19 protein-coding genes and 1 tRNA gene are annotated in these 18,626 nt (G+C 36.6%); 12 read left to right on the forward strand and 8 right to left on the reverse strand.

All coding sequences use genetic code 11. The annotated features are described in order from the left end of the window. Window positions 1–2 precede the first annotated feature (2 nt). Complete coding sequence (locus tag QOL71_RS10170) at window positions 3–1,388, reverse strand: APC family permease (RefSeq protein WP_283416816.1); 1,386 nt, start codon at window positions 1,386–1,388, stop codon at window positions 3–5. Window positions 1,389–1,621: 233 nt separating this feature from the next. Here QOL71_RS10170 and QOL71_RS10175 point away from each other — a divergent pair, with 233 nt between their 5' ends. The 4 genes from QOL71_RS10175 (at window position 1,622) to QOL71_RS10190 (ending at window position 4,392) form a co-directional block, all read left to right on the forward strand. Further along, window positions 1,622–2,023, forward strand: coding sequence for an LNS2 domain-containing protein (locus QOL71_RS10175; RefSeq protein ID WP_283416817.1), 402 nt, complete (start codon window positions 1,622–1,624; stop codon window positions 2,021–2,023). 95 nt (window positions 2,024–2,118) lie between these two features. Then, on the forward strand, window positions 2,119–3,075 hold the full coding sequence (locus QOL71_RS10180; protein WP_283416818.1) for a D-2-hydroxyacid dehydrogenase: 957 nt from the start codon (window positions 2,119–2,121) through the stop codon (window positions 3,073–3,075). A 166-nt stretch (window positions 3,076–3,241) separates the two neighbouring features. Beyond that, window positions 3,242–4,258 (forward strand): asparaginase, encoded by a 1,017-nt coding sequence (locus QOL71_RS10185; RefSeq protein WP_283416819.1) that lies wholly within the window; start codon window positions 3,242–3,244, stop codon window positions 4,256–4,258. 47 nt (window positions 4,259–4,305) lie between these two features. Continuing rightward, window positions 4,306–4,392 (forward strand) — tRNA-Ser (locus QOL71_RS10190). Window positions 4,393–4,462: 70 nt separating this feature from the next. Here QOL71_RS10190 and QOL71_RS10195 read toward each other — a convergent pair. After that, complete coding sequence (locus QOL71_RS10195) at window positions 4,463–5,008, reverse strand: hypothetical protein (RefSeq protein WP_283416820.1); 546 nt, start codon at window positions 5,006–5,008, stop codon at window positions 4,463–4,465. A gap of 412 nt (window positions 5,009–5,420) precedes the next feature. Between QOL71_RS10195 and QOL71_RS10200 the strand changes: the two genes are divergently transcribed. From QOL71_RS10200 to QOL71_RS10215, 4 genes are all read left to right on the forward strand, one after another. After that, the gene (locus QOL71_RS10200) at window positions 5,421–5,615 is read left to right on the forward strand and encodes a hypothetical protein (protein ID WP_283416821.1); all 195 of its coding nucleotides are present in this window, start codon (window positions 5,421–5,423) and stop codon (window positions 5,613–5,615) included. A 106-nt stretch (window positions 5,616–5,721) separates the two neighbouring features. Then, window positions 5,722–6,318, forward strand: coding sequence for a Crp/Fnr family transcriptional regulator (locus tag QOL71_RS10205; RefSeq protein ID WP_283416822.1), 597 nt, complete (start codon window positions 5,722–5,724; stop codon window positions 6,316–6,318). Between the two features lie 245 nt (window positions 6,319–6,563). Beyond that, entirely contained in the window at window positions 6,564–6,863 is a 300-nt protein-coding gene (locus tag QOL71_RS10210; protein WP_283416823.1) for a hypothetical protein, read from the forward strand. A 68-nt stretch (window positions 6,864–6,931) separates the two neighbouring features. Then, on the forward strand, window positions 6,932–7,444 hold the full coding sequence (locus tag QOL71_RS10215) for a CinA family protein (protein ID WP_283416824.1): 513 nt from the start codon (window positions 6,932–6,934) through the stop codon (window positions 7,442–7,444). A 60-nt stretch (window positions 7,445–7,504) separates the two neighbouring features. Here QOL71_RS10215 and QOL71_RS10220 read toward each other — a convergent pair whose 3' ends face one another. The 5 genes from QOL71_RS10220 to QOL71_RS10240 form a co-directional block, all read right to left on the reverse strand. Further along, window positions 7,505–8,956, reverse strand: a complete 1,452-nt coding sequence (locus QOL71_RS10220; RefSeq protein ID WP_283416825.1) for an LptF/LptG family permease — start codon at window positions 8,954–8,956, stop codon at window positions 7,505–7,507. Window positions 8,957–9,125: 169 nt separating this feature from the next. Continuing rightward, window positions 9,126–10,751, reverse strand: coding sequence for an NADP-dependent glyceraldehyde-3-phosphate dehydrogenase (locus QOL71_RS10225; protein ID WP_283416826.1), 1,626 nt, complete (start codon window positions 10,749–10,751; stop codon window positions 9,126–9,128). Window positions 10,752–10,897: 146 nt separating this feature from the next. Continuing rightward, entirely contained in the window at window positions 10,898–11,281 is a 384-nt protein-coding gene (locus tag QOL71_RS10230) for a DoxX family protein (protein ID WP_283416827.1), read from the reverse strand. Window positions 11,282–11,516: 235 nt separating this feature from the next. Continuing rightward, on the reverse strand, window positions 11,517–12,278 hold the full coding sequence (locus QOL71_RS10235; protein ID WP_283416828.1) for a Rossmann-fold NAD(P)-binding domain-containing protein: 762 nt from the start codon (window positions 12,276–12,278) through the stop codon (window positions 11,517–11,519). 244 nt (window positions 12,279–12,522) lie between these two features. Next, window positions 12,523–13,197, reverse strand: coding sequence for a DUF6261 family protein (locus QOL71_RS10240; RefSeq protein WP_283416829.1), 675 nt, complete (start codon window positions 13,195–13,197; stop codon window positions 12,523–12,525). Window positions 13,198–13,592: 395 nt separating this feature from the next. On the opposite strand from QOL71_RS10240, the gene kwaA reads away from it, so the two are divergent. The 3 genes from kwaA (at window position 13,593) to QOL71_RS10255 (ending at window position 15,871) form a co-directional block, all read left to right on the forward strand. Further along, window positions 13,593–14,177, forward strand: a complete 585-nt coding sequence (gene kwaA / locus QOL71_RS10245) for an anti-phage protein KwaA (protein ID WP_283416830.1) — start codon at window positions 13,593–13,595, stop codon at window positions 14,175–14,177. Continuing rightward, window positions 14,170–15,138, forward strand: a complete 969-nt coding sequence (gene kwaB, locus QOL71_RS10250; protein WP_283416831.1) for an anti-phage protein KwaB — start codon at window positions 14,170–14,172, stop codon at window positions 15,136–15,138. The genes kwaA and kwaB overlap by 8 nt, the downstream gene beginning before the upstream one ends. A gap of 313 nt (window positions 15,139–15,451) precedes the next feature. Continuing rightward, entirely contained in the window at window positions 15,452–15,871 is a 420-nt protein-coding gene (locus QOL71_RS10255; RefSeq protein WP_283416832.1) for an endonuclease domain-containing protein, read from the forward strand. A gap of 98 nt (window positions 15,872–15,969) precedes the next feature. On the opposite strand, the gene hutU is transcribed toward QOL71_RS10255, so the two are convergent. Then, window positions 15,970–17,958: a urocanate hydratase gene (gene hutU, locus QOL71_RS10260; RefSeq protein ID WP_283416833.1), complete on the reverse strand. Its 1,989-nt coding sequence runs from the start codon at window positions 17,956–17,958 to the stop codon at window positions 15,970–15,972. A gap of 258 nt (window positions 17,959–18,216) precedes the next feature. Here hutU and QOL71_RS10265 point away from each other — a divergent pair, with 258 nt between their 5' ends. Continuing rightward, window positions 18,217–18,609 (forward strand): acyl-CoA thioesterase, encoded by a 393-nt coding sequence (locus QOL71_RS10265; RefSeq protein ID WP_283416834.1) that lies wholly within the window; start codon window positions 18,217–18,219, stop codon window positions 18,607–18,609. Window positions 18,610–18,626 lie beyond the last annotated feature (17 nt).

An 18,626-nucleotide genomic window follows, 5' to 3' on the forward strand; every position in this document is an offset into this window, starting at 1 on the left:
GATTAGCTACTTGTTTTCTTATTAATAAAAAAATAAACCGGCAGTCCAAGCAGAATCAATCCCAATCCAGGCCAAGTATATTGCGGTTTATAGATGAATAACAGAATGCAAAATCCAGTTCCGATTAAAAGATAAAGAACAGGTGTGAAAGGATATAGGAATGTTTTGTAACCTCTTTCCAGTTCAGGTTTTTTGATTCTCAGATAGATGACACCAAAAACCGTAATCATATAAAACAAAACTATCACGAACGAAATCATATCCAGTAGATCGCCATATTGTCCGCTCAGACAAAGCAAACTTGCCCAAATCCCTTGCATCCAAAGTGATTTTGCGGGAACGCCGTTTTTGTTATTTTCAACGGCAGATTTCAGGAACAATCCGTCTTTTGCCATTGTCTGGAAAACCCTTGCGCCTGCGAGAACAATGCCGTTTACACAGCCAAAAGTCGAAATCATCACAAGAACTGCAATGATAATGGTTCCTGCATTTCCGAACATCTTTTCGGCAGCAGCAACGGCGACTCTATCATTCGCAGCAAATGCGATAGAATCTCTGTCGAGTGCGTTGAGGTAAACAAAATTCACTAAAAGATAAAGAATCATTACTGCAGAAGTTCCAAGAATCATTGCTTTTACAACGTTCTTCTTTGGATTTTCGATTTCGCCGGAAATGAAGGTTACATTCTCCCAAGCCACAGAACTGAAAACCGAACCAACCATCGCTGCTGCAATTCCGCCCAGAATAGTCGCTCCGGAAATACTTTTCCATTCGGTTTGTTTCAGATTTTGGAATGCGTCCCAACCGAAACTCATGTTGGAATTCCAATTGGATTGAGAAATCAAAACAAAACCAAGAACAATCAAACCAAGAAGTGCAATGATTTTGGATGAGGTAAAAACATTTTGGAGAAGCTTTCCGCTTTCTACGCCCCGTGTATTGACAAAAGTCAAAAAAAGAATCACCAAAATCGCCAGAACCTGAATCCAGGTGATTTTAAAATCACCATTTTGGAAAATCGGGGCTGCATCATTAAGTGCCGGGACAAGATAAGCTGTAAACTTTCCGAAAGCAACTGCAACTGCCGCAATGGTTCCTGTTTGAATCACCGTGAACATTCCCCAGCCGTATAGAAATCCCATCGGTTTGCCGAAAATCTCTGTGATGTAAGTGTATTGCCCACCTGCTTTTGGAAACATTGCTGACAATTCACCATAACTTATCGCCGCTGCAACGGTCATAGCCGCTGTGATTAGCCAGACGACAATCAGCCAATAGCCGGAACCCAGATTTCGCATAATGTCGGCACTCACGATAAAAATTCCGCTTCCTATCATCGAGCCCATTACGATCATCACAGCGTCCCAAAGTTTGAGTTTTTTCTCCATAGTTTTTCTTTGAAATCAAATATATAAAAACTAATGATATCTTTTTCGGATGAATTATACCCGATAATTTTCCCTGAAACTTAAAATTTTTTGGTCCAGAACTTATTTTAGTAAAAATAAAAGTAAATTATTCTTAAAAATTTTCTATAAAATGAACCTTTTGTTAAGCTTTTGATAATGATTTGTGAATTAGCATAGAAATATTTAATTTTGCAAACTTAATTTTGAACCCGATGGAATTAGAATACATAGAACATCTGAGCCCGATGCTGAAAGGTGATATTAAAAACTACCTGATCGATATTGATGGAACGATTACGGATGATGTTCCGAATGAAGAACCGGAAAGAATGATAACCTGCGAACCTTTTCCGGATGCGTTGGAAACAATCAACAAATGGTATGATGAAGGTCATCAGATTTGCTTCTTCACTTCCAGAACCGAGGATCTCAGACAGATTACAGAAGAATGGCTGGACAAACACGGATTCAAATATCACAGTGTGCTGATGGGCAAACCAAGAGGCGGGAACTACCACTGGATAGACAACCACCTTGTAAAAGCAACAAGATACAAAGGGAAATTCACGGATATGGTTGAAAAACAAGTGACCATAGAAGTTTTCCGTGACTAACAATATCAATGATAAACGATTGAATGGTGAATGATTTAGTAATTCGGAATCAATTCATCATCAATAATCATTTATCAACTATCAATTATAATACTATGAAAGTACTTGCAAATGACGGATTGACACAGTCCGGAATAGATGCGCTTAAAGAAAACGGATTCGAGGTAATTACGGATAAAGTGCCTCAGGAAAATCTAATTACTTATATCAATGAAAATCAAATCACGGTTTTGCTTGTAAGAAGTGCAACAAAGGTGACGAAGGAAATGATAGATAACTGTCCAAGTCTGGAAATCATCGGTAGAGGAGGCGTTGGAATGGACAATATCGAAGTGGCCTATGCGAGAGAAAAAGGAAAGCATGTGATTAATACGCCTGCAGCTTCTTCGGAATCTGTTGCGGAATTGGTATTTGCTCATCTTTTCTCAGGAAGCAGATTTCTTCAGGATTCGAACAGACAGATGCCTGTGAAAGGAAATACTGAGTTTGCAAAACTGAAAAAAGCTTACGAAAAAGGTGTTGAGCTGAGAGGTAAAACTATCGGAATTGTCGGAATCGGAAGAATCGGGCAGGAGGTTGCAAGAATCGCTCTTGGATTGGGAATGAAAGTGATCGCTTCTGATACCAAAATAGGAAAGGCAAGTGTACGCGTAGATTTCTACAATCAGCAATATATTAATGTGGAGATTGAAACAGAGCCGTTGGAGCAGTTGATCCAGCATTCTGATTTCATCACACTTCACGTTCCTGCTCAGAATGGGCCAATTATCGGTAAAGCAGAACTGGATAAAATGAAAACCGGTGCCGCGATTGTAAACTGTGCAAGAGGCGGCGTAATTGATGAGGAAGCTTTGATTGAAGCTTTAGACTCTGGAAAATTAGCGTTTGCAGGTCTTGATGTTTTCGAGAAAGAACCGACACCTTCCGAGAAAATCCTGACACACCCAAAAATATCCTTAACGCCTCACACCGGCGCAGCAACAGAAGAAGCCCAGGACAGAATCGGAACCGAGTTGGCTAATCAAATTGCCAGTATCCTTTTGGTTAAATAATTTAACTTAAATATAAAATTAATGCTCGTTTTTTAAACGGGCATTTTTTATTTTTCCGATTCATATTAAAATTTTACTTTTGCTGAGGTTTTTATGGCTGCTTAATTGGCGTGAGTTTATCCTGAGAAAGTAGGCTGCAGTTTTGACCTTCGAATCAAATTATTATATGAAAAGAAAAGTTCTATTGATCTATACCGGCGGAACAATCGGGATGGAAAAGGATTACACCACAGGCAGTCTCGTTCCGTTTGATTTTTCTACCATTTTCAAAAGAATCCCGGAAATGAATCTTTTGGAATGTGAAGTCTCGGTTCATCCATTCGAAAATCCTGTAGATTCTTCTGATATGGGACCGAAAGAGTGGCGGATGATTGCGGAATGGATTCATAAGAATTACGACACATTTGATGGGTTTCTGATTCTTCATGGGACAGATACAATGTCGTACACGGCTTCAGCATTGAGCTTTATGCTGAAAAATTTGGGCAAACCAGTGATTTTAACAGGTTCTCAATTGCCAATCGGAGATTTACGAACCGATGCTAAGGAAAATCTTCTGACAAGTCTATATTATGCAAGTCTCTATGAAAATGATGAAGCGGTTATAAAAGAAGTGGCTGTTTACTTTGAATACAAACTTCTTCGCGGAAATAGAAGCTTAAAATATTCTGCAGAATTTTTCGATGCTTATCAAAGTCCCAATTACCCTATTCTTGGACAATCCGGTGTTCATCTCAATATTGAAAAAGATTTGCTCTGGAAACCGAAAGGCGAATTTCAATTGGATACTTATCTCAATGAAAATGTTCTGTTCTACAGAATCTTCCCGGGAATGAACTTTGAATCTTTACTGGAGCTAAAAACACCCGAAGCTATTGTTTTGCAGGTTTTTGGTTCGGGAACAATTTTCAATAGTGATAAAACACGATCGGTACTTCAGGAATTAAGAAGCCGTAGAATCGAGATTGTGGTGATAAGTCAGTGCATATCGGGAGGTATTAGTTTCGGAAAATACAGCAATAGTAATATTTTTACGGAGATAGGTGCAATCAGTGGAAAAGATATGACCGCAGAATCTGCTATTACCAAAGTCATGCATATTCTCAAAAATCCTAAATATGACCAAGCTTTCCCTGAAATCTTTAGTGAGAATATTTGTGGCGAAATTACAGAAGAGTTTTAATAATATTTTGCAAATCCGGATATTTCATTATATTTGCAACCTCAATTAGAAAGGTGTCCGAGTGGTTGAAGGAGCTACCCTGGAAAGGTAGTATACGGGTAACTGTATCGAGGGTTCGAATCCCTTCCTTTCTGCAAAGTTGAAAAACTTGATAAAAAAACCGTCTAGATTTTCAGACGGTTTTTTTATTTTGTTAAATATCAGTTACTTTACTTTTTCCAAAAGATAAAGCTTAGCACCTGAAAAAGCTAGTTTTGGCATTAGATTACCTTCAAGAATCATAGTTTTGCTGTTGATATCGATTACAGAAATATAATTGCTGGAATTGTACTCAATGTAGTTTTCTTTCTCTTTGGTCAAAGGATTTTTTCCAAATTCGAAATCATACTTTTGCCAGTCTTCTTTATCGGTGCTGCAATGTACCGGTTTGAATTTGGATTTTTTGGAATTGAAGATAATCTGGTCAAAACCTTCTGCACAATCACTATTAAAGGAACTGTCAGGGGCTTGATCATTGCTGAAGGTTTCAAACGAACCTTTGTAAACACCGACAACTTTCCAGGTTCCGTTGATACGGTCTTCATCAATTTTTCCGTTAGCTTTGCTTACCGCCCAGCTTACACCTTTCACCGTACCTTTTACCGTTTTGTAACCAACTTTTGCAACACCTTTTACCACCTTTGCGGCAGTAGAAACGACACACGACTGCAAAATTGCAACGGTACAGACAGAAAGAATTATTTTTCTCATAACATCAGTTTTGTTTTACGAATATAGATACTTTATCGTCGCAATTCAAAAAAAATAAATTATTGTCAGTCATTATTTAATTTTCATTGTGTAATGAAGTATTATAAATTGTCTGTAATTTAAATGGTTATATTTTTAATAAAATTTATTTTACAATTAAATCTCTCATTCATTACGAATCTTTAATTTTCAGATTTTAACGGCCTTCACTATTGTATTTGTTTATATCATTGCATTTTTTTTTATAATTTAATTTTGTTATTGTTAATTATTTTAGTTGTAAAGTTGTAATGTTTGACTAATTTGTTAATTAAGGTGTTTTATTGATAATCATAATAGATTAATTTTTTGTTTTATGGAATAGATGTTGTTGCGGATGTAATTATAAAAAATAATTGTTATGAAAAACTTAATGTTCACAATTCTCGGAATAATGATATTTGTCCTGAGTTGTTCAAAAAAAGACACAGGCTATCAAAACAGCGGCGTTGACTCTAGTACTGTTACACAGGATAATGCAGCCACTAACAATCAAGCAGGTGCAGATACAGCATCTATTAGAACTGATACAGCGACAACTCGAGTCGATTCTGTTCAGAGACGTTAAGCAGTCGTTATCCTAAAGGATATACACTCAATCAAATCATATTTTCTCCTGATTTCACCAGTTGTGAAGAATTCTAAAATCATAAGAAAATTAAAATTAATCTATTATGATTATCAACGAAAACATTTTACAAGCAATGGGTGCGGAAATTGAAAATTACAATATTTCCGAAAATATATTCTCAGAAGGAGATAACCCGAACCATTATTATCAGATTCTTGAAGGTAAGGTAAAACTGAATAATTACAACGAAGAAGGTAAAGAGATTCTCCAGAACATCCTTGAAAAGGGACAAAGTATTGGAGAGTCTTTACTTTTCATGGATAAAAGTTATCCTATGAATGCAGTTACCACAACAAATTGCAAAATACTCAAGTTACCGAAAGCTCAGTTTTTCAAAATGTTGGAAAAATACCCGGAGACTTGGATGGATATTAACAGATTTATTTCTGAGAATTTGTATTTCAAGCAAATAATGACACAGAATATGTGTTCACAAAGTCCTGCTGTTAAACTGAAAATCCTTATGGATTATCTTAAAAGTTCTAACCGGGTCAAAGAACCTTTTTCTTACCAGATTCCTTTTACAAGGCAACAAATGGCAAATCTTACCGGCCTTTGTGTGGAAACAACAATAAGGACATTGAAGGTAATGGAAAAGAAAAATATCCTGAAAATTCGTAATAGGAAAATATTATATTAGAATTTATTTTCATTGATATGATTTGGATCATAAACTGACAAATGTCATGTTTTGTAACTTTGGAATACAATAATAGAAAGTCTCTTTTTTTAAGAGAAATGAAATGCACTTTATTATGCGTCTTCGTTTAATGACGGAGATGTATAAGTTACAACAGACTCTTATCAATCCATTCTTTTTCGAGGTTGCCTCTCATCAATATTGGTTGGGAGGCAGTCTCTTCTAACTTCCAAAAAAACAGAACTATGAACTGTGAAAAACTACAAAAATCCCTGAAATCCGAAAGCTTTCTGAATGTAATCAACAACGGAAAAAAGTTTGAAAAAGAAGCTATTGTATACGCGAAGGAAATAAGTCATAATATATTTCTCTTATTTGTGATTCTTAAAGGTTTAGACATCAACAAAATATACGCATCTATTGCAAATTTTGATTGCTTTGAAAGTATAGGTTGTAAAGATCCGATCCAATTGATGTTTCATTTGACGATAAACAAGAAGGAAGATTTTCATTATTTTGAAAAATATGTTAATGTCTCTATTTAACATAATCTGGCAAAGCTTTTGTTAGGCAGAAATAGATAATATATATAATTACACAAAAAATCAAACTTATGGAATTTCCAAAGATACTATTAGACAAAATCAGCTATTATCTGATCGACAGAAATGAGACAATTTCTATTGCAGAAAGCGTAACATCGGGATTCGTGCAGCTGGCTTTTTCTCAGATGCCTGATGCAGAACGGTTTTTCAGAGGAGGATTAACGGCATATACTCTGGAAGAGAAAGTAAAACATCTTGGTATCGATCCGGAGCAGGGCAGATCCGCCAACTGTGTTTCAAAAGAGATCACGGATGCAATGGCGCTTAATGTGGCCAAAAAATTCGCTACAGATTGGTCTATCGCAACAACGGGTTATGCAACGCCGGTTCCCGAGTCTGGTGAAGAGATCTTTGCTTATTACAGTATTTCTTATTTAGGTGAGATTGTCCACTCTGACAAGATTGAATTACACCCGTTGACCAAAGCAATAGACGCTCAAAATTATTTTACAGAATGTATACTGAGCTGTTTGCGATGCGAAGTCAAAACACATCTTTTGCAATTGGCTTTTAAAAATTAATCTTTTCTTTCTTCTTCATAAGAAACCTCTGGCAGAATATTCTTTCAGAGGTTTTTTTATTTATTGATAACGTTGGTGTTCTTTCGGTTTGGAGAACTTTTCAATAATCGGTTTGAAAAGCGCTCTGTATTTTTCAATATCGAAGAGCTGTGAGTCAGTCAGGGCTTTATAAGTCAGCCAGACACTGAACGGGAATAAAACCATATTCGGGATCCAGGTTGCAAGATAAGGATTCATAGATCCTTTCCATGACAAGTTTTCTACAGACAAATTCAAAACGTAAAAGATGATGAAAATGACAATGGCAATGATAACTGGTAGTCCCATTCCTCCCTTTCTGATGATTGACCCCAGGCTGGCGCCAATCAAAAAGAAGATAACACATGTGAAGGAATATGAAACAATCCTTTGTTGATAGATAACAATCTTGTTGTGTTGTTTTACAGTATCTCTGATCGAGTTCTCATTAGAATCTATACTTGTTTTCAGGGCTTCTATTTTGTTGTAGGCGCCCCAAAGCACTTCTAGTTTTTTATCTTTTTTAAGTGTATCTATTTTATAAGGTTCCTTGATTTTATTTTTAGTTTTTGTTTTATCGATGTATTGAACATAATTGTTGGTTTGCGAAATAACAGGCGAAGCAATAGAAGTTAGGGTTGTAATATTATCTTTCCTGTTTTTTTCCAGAGTTTTTGCAACTTCATTATAAGTCTGGAAACGATAATCGTCCGTAATTTTTTCTTTCTCGATTGCATTGTTAATCAGCTCACTTATGTCAAAATGATTCACCAGGCTATCGAATCTCACCGATTGATTCGGTTGTTTCAGTCTGTCATTATAAGACTTGTTAGAGATGTCATCTGTAAAAACATAGCCATCATAGAGAATCAGTTTCAGATAATTTCTGTCAACTGCAGGCGCAAATTTTCCCTTTTTTGCAATAATAGTTTGCTGATCATCATAAGCACTTGCGTTCTTATGAAGAAAAACACCTTCCAATTTTTCACCCTTTTCACCATAGATTTTATCAAATTTTACCGAGTAACCCGAAATCTGATCTATGAAAACACCAGGAGTAAAATTGATCGCAGGTTTGGAAGAGATTATATTGAACATCATATTCTTCGCTTTTCTCTGAAAATCAGGAATAATGTTATTGGAAAAGAAGAAGAGGGCGACAGAAAGCAGGGATACCGTTACGAAAAGCGGCATCATTACACGCACAAGTGAGATTCCCGCAGCTTTCATCGCGGCCAGCTCATAACGTTCTCCAAAATCTCCAAAGGTCATGATAGAAGATAGTAGAATGGTAAGTGGCAAAACCATACTCACAACACTGATTCCCAGATAGAAAAGAAACTTGGTGATTTCCCAATAGGTAAGACCTTTTCCTGTAAGCTGTGACATCTGAGTCCAGATAATGTTCACAATAAAAATGAAAAACAATACACTGAAAATAAACAGAAATGGCCCGAAAAAAGTCTTGATGATATATTTGTCTAATTTTTTCAATTCAGAAATTTAGACTTCAAAAATACTGCAAAAAAAACAATACTGAAATCGAATCCGGAATTTTAGCAATTTTTTATAAACTGCTATAACATATAAATAAAATCCGCAGCTAATTTCAACTGCGGATAGAATTTGAAAGGTCTAAAGCCAGAAATAGATCTGGTATTTTTTAGAAAATATAATCGGTACTCAGGAAGTTAGAATCATGGTCTCTGACAATCGTATTCAAAAGTTCTTTATTAGAATCGGTGATTTTTGCCGCTACCAATGACCGGATTGAGAAAGATCTCAACGCATCAAAAACAGACAACGTTCCTTCCGCACTATCTTTTCTTCCTGTGAAAGGGAAAACGTCTGGACCACGTTGAGCCTGACAATTGATGTTCACACGGCTAACAAGATTCACAAAAGGATCAATCAGTTTTGAAACTTCCATTGCATCTTCACTGAAGATACTGACCTGCATCCCATGGTCTGCGTTCACTTGGTAATCAATTGGTTCTTCAATCGTTTCAAACGGCACAACAGGAATCACCGGACCGAATTGCTCTTCGTGGTATAATTTCATTTGATCATTAACCGGATAAACCACTGCTGGGAAAACAAAAGAAGCTTCGTTGTAACCACCATTTTCGTTCAGTACTTTAGCCCCTTTTGAAACGGCATCTGCGATACATTCTTCCAGATAAGGCGGTTTGTTCACTTCGGGCAGTGGTGTGATTTTTACATCTTTTTCCCAAGGCAATCCTCCTTTCATTGCAGAAACGGCTGCCGTTAATTTTTGAGTGAATTCTTCTGCAACATCCTTCTGAACAAATATCAGTTTCAAAGCAGTACATCTTTGACCATTGAACGATAGCGAACCTAAAATACATTCGCTAACAGCAACATCCAGATTGGCGTTTTTGGTAACGATTGCCGCATTTTTAGCATCAAGACTTAGAATTGCTCTCAATCTGTTTACTTTTGGATGCAGTTTTTTCAAACCATTTGCGACTTTACTTGATCCGATGAAAGCCAGAACATTTACTTTACCGCTTTCCATAATCGGCGTTATGATTTCTGAGCCTTTTCCGTACAATGTGTTTACAGTTCCCTTTGGAAAGGCTTCCTGAAACGCTTTCAATAAAGGATAATGCGCAAGAACACCGTGTTTTGGAAGTTTAAACAAAATCGTATTGCCCATAATCAAAGCAGGAATCAACGTAGTGAAGATCTCATTCAAAGGATAATTAAATGGTCCCATACTTAGAACTACGCCAAGTGGCGCTCTACGGATTTGAGCAATTGTTCCTTCTGCTTGTTGGAAACGGGATGATTCTCTATCAAGATCTTTTAAAGCATCAATAGTTTGGTTGATGTAATCTACAGTTCGGTCAAATTCTTTAGTAGAATCGGGTAGGGTTTTGCCAATTTCCCACATTAGTAATTTGATGACCAAATCACGCTCTTTGATCATCAGATAAACAAACCTTTGCATACACTTGATTCTGCCTTCCACAGACATGGTCGGCCATTCGCCAAGTCCATTGTCATAAGCATTTACACAAGCATCTAAAACATCAAGGGCTTCTTTTGGTCCAATATTCGGGATGCTGCCTAGCAGCTTTCTTTCCAAACCGTTTTCCGTAGGGATGCAAACCGGCGAATAGATTTCTGTCACGTCGCCATTCCATTGAACCAGTTCTCCGTTGAGAAGGTATTCTCTCTGATGAATTATTGGGACCTTATATTCTTCCGGGATTTCGTTTTCTGATTTGAATAAATTGTTAAAATTGGATTGTATTGAACTCATAGTTTTTGATTTGAATTAAAATCGATTTTTCGAAGTATAAATTTAGAGTTTAAAATTCATTTTGGAAATAAAAGAATTATTGATTTATTCTATTCGAAAATAAAAAACTCAACTTAATGCTGAGTTTATAATGGATTCCAATAGTATTAATCTGTTGATTTGATTGCCCAAAGTAACAATAACGGCTGCATAAATAATCTGGCGAATCTTTTATTATCGGTATTAAGGCCAAAGGCGTTTCTCCTTTCTTTGTATTGGGTGTAATTTCCGGGAAAAACAGCTGTAAATAATCCTGCCGCAACTTTCCCCACTAGAGATTCATATTTCTTTGGAGCAGCAATAATAGCCGTTCCTATTGCAATTTCCACAATGCCGGAATAGACAACGGTATCATTTTTTTCCAACGGAACCCATTCCGGGACCTGTGCCTGGAATTCTTTTCTTGCGAATGTGAGATGCCCGATTCCTGCGGAAATCAGCATTGCACCTAATCCGTATTTTGCGATAGTTTTGATTGTATTGGCTTCCATAATGAACGATTTTATAGATTAGGTTCAAGAATGATTCCAAAGGTTGGGAGGGGATGTTAAAATATCTTTAAGATGCTTTGTTTCTCGCATATATATTTTGACACTTTGACAGAAGTTTTTTTGAAGCTATCGGTATACTCCTTCTATACCCAAAATATGTTTTTGTTGGCTTTGGATTTTGGATGATTTTTGACAGTTTGGCCGTGGAAGTTTTTGTTGTTATGAGCAGTAAAATCTACAAATGAAAATACCGCGGATCGGGATATTGAAACTCAAAATCCAATTCTTGAATCAGCTTTTCGGGCGAAATGGTTCTGCCTTTGGTAGCGCGCTCACCAGAGTAGGAGAGCCCTTTCTGGGCATTGATGACTTCTTCTTTACTGGGATGGATAGGCGCTACGATGTTGTAAACCTTGGATTGGGATTTTTGCTTCAGCATTTTTTCGATGGCGGAACAGATATCGGCGTAATGGATGTGGTTTACCAAGTGATCGGGATTGGAGATGTTGTAATTCTTGAGGAGTCTATTATCGCCCATCAAACCAGCCAATCTCAGGATATTGGTTTGAGGGAATCTTTCCAGAATAAAACTTTCACTTTCCACTTCCTGTGCGGGCAGGTCTTCCTCTATAAATTCTTTTTCAATCTGAGGATAAACGCCGGTCGAACTCATTAAAAACAATTGACCTTTGTAATTGCCAAGGAAATTGAGGAGGTTCTGGCGTTTGTGACTCATTGGAATCTGTGCGCCCCGGATTCCGGAAAACGGAACGCTGATAATAATCGCATCTAGTTTTGACGCCATATCCCATTCTTTCATTTCAGGATCCAATTTGTCTGGAAAATTGGATAGAGTAGTGTTGAAACCTTCCGATTCTAAATCTTCTATTTTAGATTCCGTAGTTGTTGTTGCGAAGATTTCGTATTGGTTGGATACTCTCTTTGCAATGTGTGTTCCCAGCCAGCCACAGCCTATGATCCCTAGTTTTTTGTTCATTATTTTTATTTGATTTTAAATGAATTCACGAACCTTTCTTTAAGAATATGATTATTTATAAGCGTCAAAAATATCAATTAAAATCCATACAGTTTGTCATCCCGTAGGGATCTTAATGGAGTATTAGAGAATAGCTTGGAAAATTTGGAGCTTAGATCCCTACGGGATGACACATGATAGTTGAAGTGCTTGTTCAGAACAAAAAACTCAGCCATACGCTGAGTCTAAACTTAATTGATACCATTTATATATCCGAATTCTTCGCTGCCTTCACCAGCTCATTCGTATCGTTGTAGAGCAGTTCCCATCCCGATACACCTTTCATTGCGGTCAACAGGTTGAGGTAAGCTTTCAGGTTTTTCTCCAGGTCTTTGCGGATGGCAGAGGCGCTGGTCATCTGTCTCAGGTCTGCATTGGCTTCTGCCTGATCAGCGAATAACGTTTCGAAAGCCTCGTGCTTGCTCTTCATCTCTCCAAATGCTGCATCCAAAGAAAGGTTTTTCAGCTTCTGTATATTTTCAGCTGTTTCCAGGGTCTCTATCAGCTTCTTCATCTGGGCTGTTTGGGAAGAATAGCTCAAACGGTCGAGGTCCAGTCCGAAGGTTTTGAAGATGCCATACAGATCCACCGCTGACTGATAATTGGGTGCGGAAGGCAGTTGTCTGTAACCATTGAGAAACGCTTTCAGATTTTTGTAGGCAACATCCCGCTCATGGTCTGCCGTGGCAACGTCTTTTCCTTTTCCGCTGTAGATCTGCTTGGTATAGACCAGATCATAACTGGCATAGGAGGTTTGCAAAGTTGCCGTAAGAGGATGGTTGGTAATCACAGTATATTTTCCTGACTGGATGTTGCTGAGAATTCTCTGAGCCAAAGTCGCAAGGTCTTTGGTGCTCAGGCGTGCTAATGTAATTTTCATCAGTAAAATGTGTTTTTATTATTAATTATGGAACTATCCCATAGCTCAAATGTAAATAATTTAGTATTAACTCACAAACAATATTGTTGGAAACAAAATACAGTCGTATTTGGTCACAATCAACCCTGTTTTAAAGAAGTGTAAAATGTATTTGGTTACAAACAAGTTTGTTTTAAAGAAATGTAAGTTGTATTTGGTTACAAATAGGGTTGTTTTAAAGAAATGTAAAATGTATGAAGGTTGTAAACAAACTATTTTGGATGTTCGATTTTTCTAGTTTACGGAAATCCGTAGTTGTGTATTGTTATAATTTTATATATTTGGAAATCATATAGTTTAAATATAATTAATAGAGAGTAATCATAAATTTATCATATCCAAAATCAATATAGTTTATGTACAGAAAAATTGGTTTATTTTTCCTTTCCTTATGGTTGCTTTTTGTTATGATAATTATTATAACAATAAAAATTCCAATTTATCTAAAAAAAGATTACGAATTTGTTGGTTTTGGAAATATATTCTTAATAAATATTATTCCACTTCTTTGTGTATTTGCCTTAATAATTGGAGCTATATCTCTTATAGATTTCAATTTTCAATCTAAAGGAACAGCTGAATTATCATTCAAAATTAAAGACATTGAAAACATAGATTATGAGCATTTAACATTCTTAACAACATATATTATTCCTCTAGTTTGTTTTAATTTTGATAACAAGAGATATGTATTTTCATTTATTATAATCTTATTTGTGATTGGAGTAATTTACATTAGGACAGATTTATTTTATGCCAATCCTACATTGGCAATATTACAATTTAGAATATACAAAGTCGAAGGTGAATTTAGAAATGGAGAGAGCCGTAAATCAATTATTTTAATAACTAAAAGCAAATTATCAAAAGACGACAGAGTTAAATATCATAAACTCGATGAAAGAATATATTATGCATCAAAAACAATAACTAATGAATAAAAACCAACTTAATGATTCACTAAATTTTTTAATTACTCCTCAAGGCGAATTACAAATAATAATATACGCAATTGTTGGAGATAATCAAGAGGTTAAAAAACTGAATATAAAAAATGAAGACTTATCTAATTTTAAAACTATTTTCATTAACTCAATTAGAACGAATATTATTGAAAAAAACGAATTTGTAGTTTTGCCATTATCTACAGTAGACGAAAGGTCAAAAGTTTTTTTTCAATATGATTTAGAAGTTCCCGAGAAATTGGAATTACTCCAATCTGTTATAGGAAATGATGGGATTCCAAATTTCAATTTCTCCAATACTAAATTAACAGCAATCAATTCTCTAATTATAGTGATTGCAGATGATGAATCAGAAATTTCATTATATAAAAATATTTCACCTGTTGAAGTTATTGGAGGGCGAAGCGGAAATATATTCAAAAAATCTAATCAACTTTTGGAAAAATTTGATGACGAGTTATTAAGAATTACTCCTAAATTTCAAGCTTTAAGAGTGAATAGTGAAATCATAATTATTGATTTAGCCTCTATTGAAAGGAATTTTGGAATTCACGAAGTTATAATTAGAGAAGCTACGGTAAGTTTAGATGTAATCAATAGAATTAATATAGTATCAAATATAGATTCTCTTGCAGAACTAGTAAATGATGTAAGTTTTGCTAGAAAATTAACTAAGGTAGCTAGGAATTCTCCAGTTTTAAGATTAAATATTCCAAATGCAGATATTATTTCATTTGCAAAAAATCATCCCCTAACTAAAAGAAAAATTAGATTAAATGAGGATGAAACTCAATTTAGTTTAGATACAAAAATTTCGAAAAATCTTTTTATTAAAATATTGAATGACGATTTGCTAACTTCAGAATTAACTAAACTGTATTATGATACATTAGCAAAAGATGGAATCATTATAGAAGATGAGGAGGATATTTTATAAAAATAATTAATGGAAAAGTGAAAAAAAAACCTGCCTTATAGCAGGTTTTTCTATGTTCTGTCATTTGCGAGCAAAGCGAAGCAATCTAAAGGAGTTATCATAATCAATTCAACAGATTGCTTCGTCGTTCCTCCTCGCAATGACTTTTAAAACAAACGCTCATCCACAAAATTCGGCATCGTTACTTTCAAATTCGCCCCGGCTGGGAATTCCCCTCCTCTGGAGGGGTGGCAGAAATTCAGAGAATTTCTGACGGGGTGGTTCTCAATTTCTTCACCTGAAAGAAAAAACTTAAATTCATAAAAAAATACAAATGTCAGGAAAACAAATGCTAACCCAAATTGAAGGTATTATCATCTACCGCAATTTTGTAGAAGACCTACCTTACAATCCTCTCTTAAAAACTTTGACCAAAGAAAAAAGAAAATTGGGAATTCTGTCTGAAGTGTTATTCTGGAAACAGGTTCGAAACAGAACATTCCACAATATTGATTTTGACAGACAAAGGATTATTGGCAACTATATTGTCGATTTTTATGTAAAAACGTTGGGACTTGTGATTGAGATTGATGGGTTCAATCACGACCTTAAACAAGAATATGATCTGGAAAGGACTAAGTTTTTGGAAAGTCTGGGTCTGAAAGTTTTTAGAATTACGGACTGGGATGTGAAGCACAATTTTTCTGTGGTGATGAAGGAATTGGAAGATTTTATTGTTGAAAATTATAGTTGAAATTTCTTTGAGCTAATAGGGTGGTTGGATTCATTCAGGATAACCACCCCGTCAATTCGCCTTTGGCGAATCGCCACCCCTCCAGAGGAGGGGAATTTTCAGCTTAATAGACTTTCATCCACAAAATTCGGCAACGTCACTTTCAGATTCGGTTCTGCTTCCATGGCTCTTTTGATAGCGAAAACAGCACCTTCATTTCTTGCCCAGCTTCGTCTTGAAATTCCGTTATTTACATCCCAGAAAAGCATTGATTTTAACCTTCTGTCGGCATCATCGCTTCCGTCCAGCAACATTCCGAAACCACCATTAATAACTTCTCCCCAGCCAACACCGCCGCCGTTGTGAATGGAAACCCACGTCGCACCACGGAAACTGTCGCCAATCACATTGTGAATCGCCATATCAGCCGTGAATCTCGAACCGTCATAAATATTGGAAGTCTCCCTGTACGGCGAATCTGTCCCGGAAACATCGTGATGATCTCTCCCCAAAACTACTGGTCCGATCTCTCCGTTTTTAATCGCTTTATTAAAAGCTTCCGCAATTTTCATTCTTCCTTCTGCATCAGCGTATAAAATTCTCGCCTGCGAACCAACGACCAGTTTATTTTCCTGTGCACCTTTAATCCATTGAATATTATCTTTCATCTGCTGTTGGATCTCTTCAGGGGAATTCTGCTGAATTTCCTCTAGAATTGCACACGCAATATCATCGGTTTTCTGCAGATCTTCCGGTTTTCCGCTTGTACAAACCCAACGGAAAGGTCCGAAACCATAATCAAAGCACATCGGTCCCATAATATCCTGAACATACGAAGGGAATTTGAATTCTCTTCCCAATGTAGGATTTTCCGCCATTACATCGGCTCCGGCTCTTGATGCTTCCAAAAGAAAAGCATTTCCGTAATCGAAGAAATAGGTTCCTTTTGCCGTATGCTTGTTGATGGCTTCTGCGTGTCTTCTCAGCGTTTCCTGAACTTTTTCTTTGAATAATTCAGGGCTTTCTGCCATCATCGCGTTAGATTCTTCAAAGCTTTGTCCGACAGGATAATAACCTCCCGCCCAAGGATTATGCAGCGAAGTCTGATCTGATCCTATATCGATTCTTAAATTTTCCTGATCGAATTTTTCCCAAACCTCAACAATATTCCCCAAATAAGCCAAAGAAACCGTTTCTTTGTTTTCCTGAGCTATTCTTACTCTTTCCACCAGCTCATCAAGGTTTTCATGAATTTCGTTCACCCACTTCTGATCATGACGGATCTTTGTAATCTTTGGATTTACTTCCGCACAAACGGTAACGCAGCCTGCAATATTTCCGGCTTTTGGCTGAGCTCCGGACATTCCGCCCAATCCGGAAGTCACAAACAATCCTCCTTTCGGTTCTTTATTGATTTTTCTGAAAGCATTCAGAACGGTAATCGTCGTTCCATGAACAATTCCCTGTGGACCGATGTACATATAGCTTCCCGCCGTCATTTGTCCGTACTGCGTCACACCCAAGGCGTTGAATTTCTCCCAATCATCCGGTTTGGAATAATTCGGGATCATCATTCCGTTCGTCACCACAACTCTCGGTGCATCTTTGTGTGAAGGAAACAATCCCATCGGATGACCAGAATACATCACCAAAGTCTGCTCCTCCGTCATTTCAGACAGATATTTCATTGTTAAAAGATACTGTGCCCAGTTGGAGAAAACCGCACCGTTTCCACCGTAAGTGATAAGCTCATGAGGATGCTGTGCTACTGCATAATCCAGGTTATTCTGAATCATCAGCATGATGGCTTTTGCCTGCTCAGATTTCCCCGGATAATCAGAGATCGGTCTTGCCTTCATTTCATAATCCGGACGGAAACGATACATATAAATTCTTCCGTATTTCTCTAATTCTTCTCTAAATTCCGGCAATAATTCAGCATGAAACTGAGGCTCGAAATAACGTAAAGCATTCTTTAATGCTAATTTTTTCTCTTCTTCCCCTAAAATCTCCTTTCTTTTCGGAGCGTGGTTAATATTGGTTTCGTACGGTTTTGCTTGTGGCAATTGACTCGGAATGCCTTGTTGTATCTGTTCCTGGAATGTCATTATATAGTTGATAGTTTATAGTTGACTGATTTTTGTGGTTTTAAAGATATTCAAAATGAAAAACATCAGCAAAACCTTTCTGATAAAATGATATCTCTTATATTTGCTGCTGAAAAAGGGTGAATCGTGTGTAACTCACGAACTGTCGCGCAACCGTTATCCGCAGAGCGGAAAGTCGGATCCCCAAAATCTTTCGCGATTTGAAGTAGAAATTCAATTTCTATTCATTTCAAATGTTAAAATTAAATTCTAAAAGAAATGAATTACGAAACTAAAATTCAAGAATCTGAAACCCGTGTTTTCAAAGTGGTTTTCCCGAATACGACCAATCACCACAATACCATGTTCGGTGGAAAAGTGATGGAAATGATGGATGAGGTTGCCTTCATGACCGCAACGCGATTTGCCAGGAAATCTTTTGTAACAGTCAGCTGTGACAGAATTGATTTTAAAAAACCAATTCCTGCAGATACTTTGGTAGAGCTTATAGGAAGAGTAAAATATGTCGGAAATACGAGCGTGAAAGTGAATGTCGAGATTTTTGTGGAAGAGATGTATGTTGATACCCGAGAGAAGGCTGTTTCAGGTGACTTTACCTTAGTTGCAATTGATGAGCAGAAAAAACCTTTGAAGATTTTTTATGATGTATAAAAAAAGCTTACCGGATT

The organism is Epilithonimonas pallida (genome assembly GCF_900182975.1).
In the GTDB taxonomy this organism is placed as follows: Bacteria; Bacteroidota; Bacteroidia; order Flavobacteriales; family Weeksellaceae; genus Epilithonimonas; species Epilithonimonas pallida.

Coding starts and splice junctions, on each gene's coding strand:
- QOL71_RS10170 (WP_283416816.1), bottom strand. CDS start 1,388: ATGGAGAAAAAACTCAAACTTTGGGACGCTGTGATGATCGTAATGGGC.
- QOL71_RS10175 (WP_283416817.1), top strand. CDS start 1,622: ATGGAATTAGAATACATAGAACATCTGAGCCCGATGCTGAAAGGTGAT.
- QOL71_RS10180 (WP_283416818.1), top strand. CDS start 2,119: ATGAAAGTACTTGCAAATGACGGATTGACACAGTCCGGAATAGATGCG.
- QOL71_RS10185 (WP_283416819.1), top strand. CDS start 3,242: ATGAAAAGAAAAGTTCTATTGATCTATACCGGCGGAACAATCGGGATG.
- QOL71_RS10195 (WP_283416820.1), bottom strand. CDS start 5,008: ATGAGAAAAATAATTCTTTCTGTCTGTACCGTTGCAATTTTGCAGTCG.
- QOL71_RS10200 (WP_283416821.1), top strand. CDS start 5,421: ATGTTCACAATTCTCGGAATAATGATATTTGTCCTGAGTTGTTCAAAA.
- QOL71_RS10205 (WP_283416822.1), top strand. CDS start 5,722: ATGATTATCAACGAAAACATTTTACAAGCAATGGGTGCGGAAATTGAA.
- QOL71_RS10210 (WP_283416823.1), top strand. CDS start 6,564: ATGAACTGTGAAAAACTACAAAAATCCCTGAAATCCGAAAGCTTTCTG.
- QOL71_RS10215 (WP_283416824.1), top strand. CDS start 6,932: ATGGAATTTCCAAAGATACTATTAGACAAAATCAGCTATTATCTGATC.
- QOL71_RS10225 (WP_283416826.1), bottom strand. CDS start 10,751: ATGAGTTCAATACAATCCAATTTTAACAATTTATTCAAATCAGAAAAC.
- QOL71_RS10230 (WP_283416827.1), bottom strand. CDS start 11,281: ATGGAAGCCAATACAATCAAAACTATCGCAAAATACGGATTAGGTGCA.
- QOL71_RS10235 (WP_283416828.1), bottom strand. CDS start 12,278: ATGAACAAAAAACTAGGGATCATAGGCTGTGGCTGGCTGGGAACACAC.
- QOL71_RS10240 (WP_283416829.1), bottom strand. CDS start 13,197: ATGAAAATTACATTAGCACGCCTGAGCACCAAAGACCTTGCGACTTTG.
- kwaA (WP_283416830.1), top strand. CDS start 13,593: ATGTACAGAAAAATTGGTTTATTTTTCCTTTCCTTATGGTTGCTTTTT.
- kwaB (WP_283416831.1), top strand. CDS start 14,170: ATGAATAAAAACCAACTTAATGATTCACTAAATTTTTTAATTACTCCT.
- QOL71_RS10255 (WP_283416832.1), top strand. CDS start 15,452: ATGTCAGGAAAACAAATGCTAACCCAAATTGAAGGTATTATCATCTAC.
- hutU (WP_283416833.1), bottom strand. CDS start 17,958: ATGACATTCCAGGAACAGATACAACAAGGCATTCCGAGTCAATTGCCA.
- QOL71_RS10265 (WP_283416834.1), top strand. CDS start 18,217: ATGAATTACGAAACTAAAATTCAAGAATCTGAAACCCGTGTTTTCAAA.